General features: G+C 49.8%; 5 protein-coding genes. All 5 read right to left on the reverse strand.

Annotated elements, in window-relative coordinates; all coding sequences use genetic code 11:
- Positions 1-1,039 (reverse strand): acyl-CoA dehydrogenase family protein (locus QVO39_RS04650; protein ID WP_288171768.1); only part of this gene is annotated, 1,039 nt, incomplete at its 3' end.
- 39 nt (positions 1,040-1,078) lie between these two features.
- Entirely contained in the window at positions 1,079-1,747 is a 669-nt protein-coding gene (locus QVO39_RS04655) for a 3-oxoacid CoA-transferase subunit B (RefSeq protein WP_021903215.1), read from the reverse strand.
- 37 nt (positions 1,748-1,784) lie between these two features.
- Positions 1,785-2,579 carry a lysine 5,6-aminomutase subunit beta gene (kamE, locus tag QVO39_RS04660; RefSeq protein ID WP_021903216.1) on the reverse strand — a complete coding sequence of 265 codons (795 nt, stop codon included), beginning with the start codon at positions 2,577-2,579 and terminating at the stop codon, positions 1,785-1,787.
- Positions 2,576-4,144: a lysine 5,6-aminomutase subunit alpha gene (kamD, locus tag QVO39_RS04665; protein WP_070707034.1), complete on the reverse strand. Its 1,569-nt coding sequence runs from the start codon at positions 4,142-4,144 to the stop codon at positions 2,576-2,578. The genes kamE and kamD overlap by 4 nt, the downstream gene beginning before the upstream one ends.
- Positions 4,145-4,146: 2 nt before the next feature.
- On the reverse strand, positions 4,147-5,529 hold the full coding sequence (kamC, locus tag QVO39_RS04670; protein WP_021903218.1) for a lysine 5,6-aminomutase reactivase ATPase KamC: 1,383 nt from the start codon (positions 5,527-5,529) through the stop codon (positions 4,147-4,149).
- Positions 5,530-5,634 lie beyond the last annotated feature (105 nt).

The following is a 5,634-nucleotide window of genomic DNA, read 5'->3' on the forward strand; positions in this document are numbered from 1 at the left end:
ACTCACGGGTGTAGCCGTATCCGCCGTGGAATTGGACGGCCTTATTGGTCATCTCCATTGCTGTCTCGGCACAATAGAGCTTGGCACGAGCGGCAGGAACGGTGTAGGGCTGGCCGTTGTCTTTGCACCACGCTGCTTTACGAACAAGTAGCGACGCGCACTCGATGCGTGCCTCAAGGTCGGCCAACTGGAATTGGGTATTCTGGAACTTTGCGATACTGCGACCAAACTGCTTACGCTCTTTGGTGTACTTCACGGTCTCCTCCATAGCACCACGGGCAATACCAAGAGCTTGTGAAGCGATACCGATACGACCACCATCGAGGGTCTTCATAGCTACTTTGAATCCTTGACCTACCTTGCCGAGAAGATTCTCCTTTGGCACGATGCAATTCTCCATAATCAGCTCGCAAGTAGCTGAGCCACGGATACCCATCTTGAGCTCCTTCTTTCCTACTGAGAAGCCAGGAAAGTCTTTCTCCACGATAAAGGCAGAGATGCCCTTATTGCCAAGGCTCTTATCGGTCATGGCGAAGATGATGTAGACGTGGGCATACTCGGCATTGGTGATGAAGATCTTATTGCCATTGAGTACGTAGTGGTCTTCCTCCTCTACAGCGAAGGTCTGCTGACCAGCTGCGTCGGTACCGGCATTGGGCTCGGTAAGTCCGAAGGCACCAATCCACTCACCCGATGCGAGGCGTGGTAGGTAACGCTCCTTTTGCTCGGGCGTACCAAAGAACATAATTGGGTCGCAGCAGAGTGAGCTATGAGCTGATACCACTACGCCAGTGGTAGCACAAACGCGACTGAGCTCCTCTACCGCCATGGTATAGATCTGGTTGGTAGCTCCAGCTCCACCATACTCTTTAGGGATGGTGATACCCATAAGGCCGAGCTTGCTCATCTTCTCCACGGTCTCGATGGGGAAGCGCTCCTCTTCATCTATCTCTGCAGCTAGAGGCTTTACCTCTTTCTCTGCAAACTCTCTAATCATCTGCAAGAAGAGTTCTTCCTGAGGTGTGTAATTGAAATTCATAATCAGTATTGTCTATATTATTATTTATGGACTCTATCTTTATTGCTTCATTGGCTGTACGTTTTCGTCAAAATGAAGCTCAGCCTCTGTTGCAGCTTGTATCTCTTCACGACTTACGCCATCGTATATCTCGGTGACCCAAAGGCCTATGCCCTTACGCACCTCAATCACGCACATCTCGGTAACGATCATATCTACCTGTCCCTTGGCAGTGAGTGGCAGACGGCACTTCTTGAGGATCTTAGGATTGCCCTTGGCGGTGTGCTCCATAGCGAGGATCACCTTTTTGGTACCTACAAGTAGGTCCATAGCACCACCCATACCAGGGGCACGCTTGCCTGGGATAATCCAATTGGCGAGGTCGCCCTCTTCATCTACTTCCAAGGCACCTAGTACGCTAACGTCCACGTGACCTCCGCGAATAATACCGAAGGAAGTGGCACTATCAAATGTAGCCGCACCTGGCACGGTAGTGATGGCACCACCACCTGCATTGATCCAATCGGGATCTTCCTGACCTGCTTCGGGAGTAGCTCCGAGGCCGATCATTCCATTTTCACTCTGTAGCATCACATGTACGCCTTGTGGCAAGAAGGAAGGAACCATTGTGGGTAGCCCGATACCGAGATTGACCACGTCACCATCCTTTAATTCGAGAGCAACTCTCTTTGCGATGACTTCTCTGACTTGTTGTTTGTCTAATGCCATAATCTTAGTCTTTATAGTATTTGTATTTATCTTGTTTTCAGTTTTGTAGCTCCTGACGCCGTACCATCTCTTGCGCGATAAACGAAGCGACGTCATCGGCATAAGTATTGGCACCAAATCCAGCATCATAGCCTAGCTCCTTAGCAAGCTCGTGGGTGATACGAGGCCCACCGCAGCAGACGATCATCCTGTCGCGAAGCCCCTCGGCCTCGATCATCTCTATCAGCTCGGTGAGGTTTTGAATATGAACATCCTTTTGCGTCACAGTCTGGGAGATGAGTAGAGCATTGGCACCAAACTCAATCGCCTTTGCCAAAAACTCATCATTGGGCACCTGGCTACCTAGGTTGCGTGCCTCAATCATATCATAGCGCTCTAGCCCATAATGCCCAGCGAAGCCTTTCATATTCATGATTGCATCGATACCTACGGTATGTGCGTCGGTACCGGTACTGGCTCCTAGCACTTTGATAGGCTTGCCCAAGTGGGTGCGGATATAGTCGTCGGTCTCCTCCATCGACATAGTGGTCGACTCCACCTTGGGCACATAGATATTGCTATAATCTACCGTATGGGTACAGCTACCATAGCAATTGAAAAAGGTGTAGCCCTCGGTGAGCTCTTTCGAAAAGACCACCATAGGATTTTGGAAGCCCATCTCCTTGAGGAGCAACTTAGCTGCCTCCTCGGCTTCGGCACCCTTAGGTACAGGAAGGGTAAAACTCAGCTGTACCTTGCCATCGTTCATGGTGTCGCCATAAGGCTTCACCTTGGATAGGTCTAATGTCCTATCAAAACTTTTATCTTCGGTTGAATATAGTCCTCCACTCATAACTTGCCCGCAATCTTATTGTCTTTCATTAGTTCCAAAATAGGGTTGTAGTAGCGCTCCCCTTTGCGCTTAACGCCATCCAGACCTTTACCACCATCTTGTGGTCGCTTGATATCCGCAAAGATACCCTTTGAAAGGGCAATAAAGAGACCCTCCTCCTGGATATCCTGCAATAGTGTCAATGCCTTCTCAAGCACATTCTTGGCACGGGTCTGCATGATACCATTCTCCTTAAACTCCACATCGTCGCCGATGGACTTCATGTTGTTGAAGATATAGCGTGCATTCTCAATTGAGAGATATCGGTCGCTCATAAATGGAGTGTGTATCGCCTCGGTAGGCATACCGAGAAGTTGCAACCCTTGGTGTGTCCAGATACCGATCATATTGAATAGAGCATCTTGGATATGACCTCTAAAGATATTACCGGTCATAAACTTTGTAGGTGGCATATACTTCAATGGTGCCTTAGGGAAGATCTCCCTCGTCATTTGAGCCTGTGCCAATTCATAGAGGAAGCCATTTTCCACGGCAGGATCCATCTCAAAGGCGTGGCCGAGTCCCATCTGCTCTTCTGGGATACCCGCCTTGAGGGCAAATTGCTCGTTGATAAAGTCGGAAGCCAATACCGTATGTGCCTCCTCAAGAGCATCGGCAGTGGTGAGGTAGTTATCCTCACCGGTATTGATAATCACCCCAGCGAAACCATTGATCACACGACTAGTGTACTGGTCCACGATGGTTCGCTTCATATTGATATCCCTAAATAGAATGCCATAAAGGGCATCATTGAGCATCACATCTAGCCCTTCAAAAGCACCCATAATAGCAATCTCAGGCATACAAAGACCCGAGCAGTAGTTACAGAGTCGGATATAGCGTCCTACCTCCTCACCCACTTCATCAAGGGCTTTTCGCATAATGCGGAAGTTTTCTTGCGTCGCATAGGTACCGCCAAATCCCTCAGTAGTAGCTCCGTAGGGGACATAGTCGAGAAGGCTTTGCCCCGTAGTACGAATCACCGCAATGATATCGGCACCTTGGCGAGCAGCCGCCTGTGCCTGCACCACGTCCTCATAGATATTACCAGTCGCAACAATCACATAGAGATAAGGTTGTGGTCCTTCGCCCACCTCCTTGATAAACTTTTCCCTTCTGGCTCTCCTTGCTGCAATTCGCTCCATACCTGCCTTAATATATGGGGCGAGTATATCAGCCACCTCCTGCTCAGAGGCTGCTGGAAACTGTGTCAGCTTTATCTTACCATCCGACACCTCCTCAGCTATCTCCTGAGGCTCCTTTCCCGTAGCAACCATCGCGGATGCTAGATAGAATAGAGCTCCATTGGAGAGTGCATTCTCCTCCACTAGATGCTCCACCACCACATTGGGAAGCGGCACTTGATTTCCATCTACACCATCTATCCCTACAAAGCGACAAAGGGTGCGTTCTACGGCTACCGTCGTATATTCATCTACAAAGGTCTGTACATCCTCAGCAATAGCTCGTGCTGCCCCACGTGCTTGCTCCACCTTTGAGAAGTCAATTCCCACCTTACTTTTCATATTCATTCGATCGTCCTAAAACAGTTGTTGCTTAAGTCCAAAAACTCCTCATCCACCCCAAGTAGTCGAGCAATCCGAAAGGCCTCTCTCGGCACAGACTCCTGACTATCTGGCACCAAACTATAATCCATCAGCTCAGCGAGATGTGCCACCTCTACGCCGTGCATATCACGTCCCTCCACAAATCCCCGCACTCTCCATCGCCTTCCTTGCGAGGGCACTCCGCTATAGTGAGTAGTGATCAGTGCCATAGCCCCATATTGCTCTAGTAACTTCACAAGTCCAGAGACAAGGGCATACCCCTCTTCAGGATTGGTGGTACGAGCGGGTTCATCAATAATCGCAAGTACCTTTTGCCCACTCTTCACCGCCTGGATGATACCATTGAGCCGAATCATCTCTGCTCCAAATGAAGAGAGTCCCAACCGCATATCCTCGCCATCACCGGCTGAATAGAGAAGATGCTCTACCACCACCATGGTAGCAGACTTCGCCAAGACATACATGCCAAACTGCATCATCCCCTGCGCCAGTGCTACCGAGTGCAGAAGCACACTCTTACCACCCATATTGGCACCCGAGATCAAGGTCGGCTCCTCTTCAAACTCTATGGAAACTGGCTGAAAGCGTCCTCCACTCCTCCTTACCTGATCTGCCACCTCGGGATTCACCAACTCCTCCAAATGAGTGGTACCAGAGGAGATAGGCTTTGGCCGACACGCCCGATACCTCACTGCCCAATCAGCCTTTGCCAAAATAGCCGTATCGTGTGCCAGTGCCTTTAATACCATCTCTAGCGAGTCAGCAAAAGGGGCCAACTTATCAGTTAACCTAGCCCGCACCTCCTCCTCACACTGCGAGAGTTGGGCATTGAGCTCCGCCAAAGGGGTCTCCTCCTTCGTCCGCTCAATCGCCTCTCTTATCTCCTTGAGCCGTGCATCAAAATAATTATCTAGATAAAAGCTAGGCAACCGCTCCTCACGTGGGTCAAGCACCGATAGCACTCCCTTCAGCGAAGGACGCTCGCTCAATTGGTAGTGATAATGGTCCTGCAACTGAGCAATCTTTTCATCAATCAGAGCTAGCTTCTTAATCTCAAAGAGATCCACATCGCTACAGATAGCACCCGTAGCCCTTAGCACCTCAATGGAGCCAGAGATATTCACCACCTCCTCAAGCTGTAGCTGCAAGAGTGGAATCCCCACAGAAGACTGTATGTAACCGACGAACTTAGCCACTTCATCGAGCACCTCTTCAATCTCCTCGCGACTCGTGAGCCAATAGCTATCCAATAGAGCCAAGCGACCTATGCTAGAGGAAAAGGTCATCTCCTCCAGCACATACCTCAGCCCCTTGATATGGTCTAGTGCCTCACGAAATCTCATCACTACATCTCATTATATCATACACTGGCACCTCAAGTGCCTCACTCAGTCGCTCACACATCTCCTCCGAAGGCATCCTAAATCCTGTCGGAGCAACAGGGTTAA

The organism is Porphyromonas sp. CAG:1061, from assembly GCF_000435035.1.
Lineage (GTDB): Bacteria > Bacteroidota > Bacteroidia > Bacteroidales > Porphyromonadaceae > Porphyromonas_A > Porphyromonas_A somerae.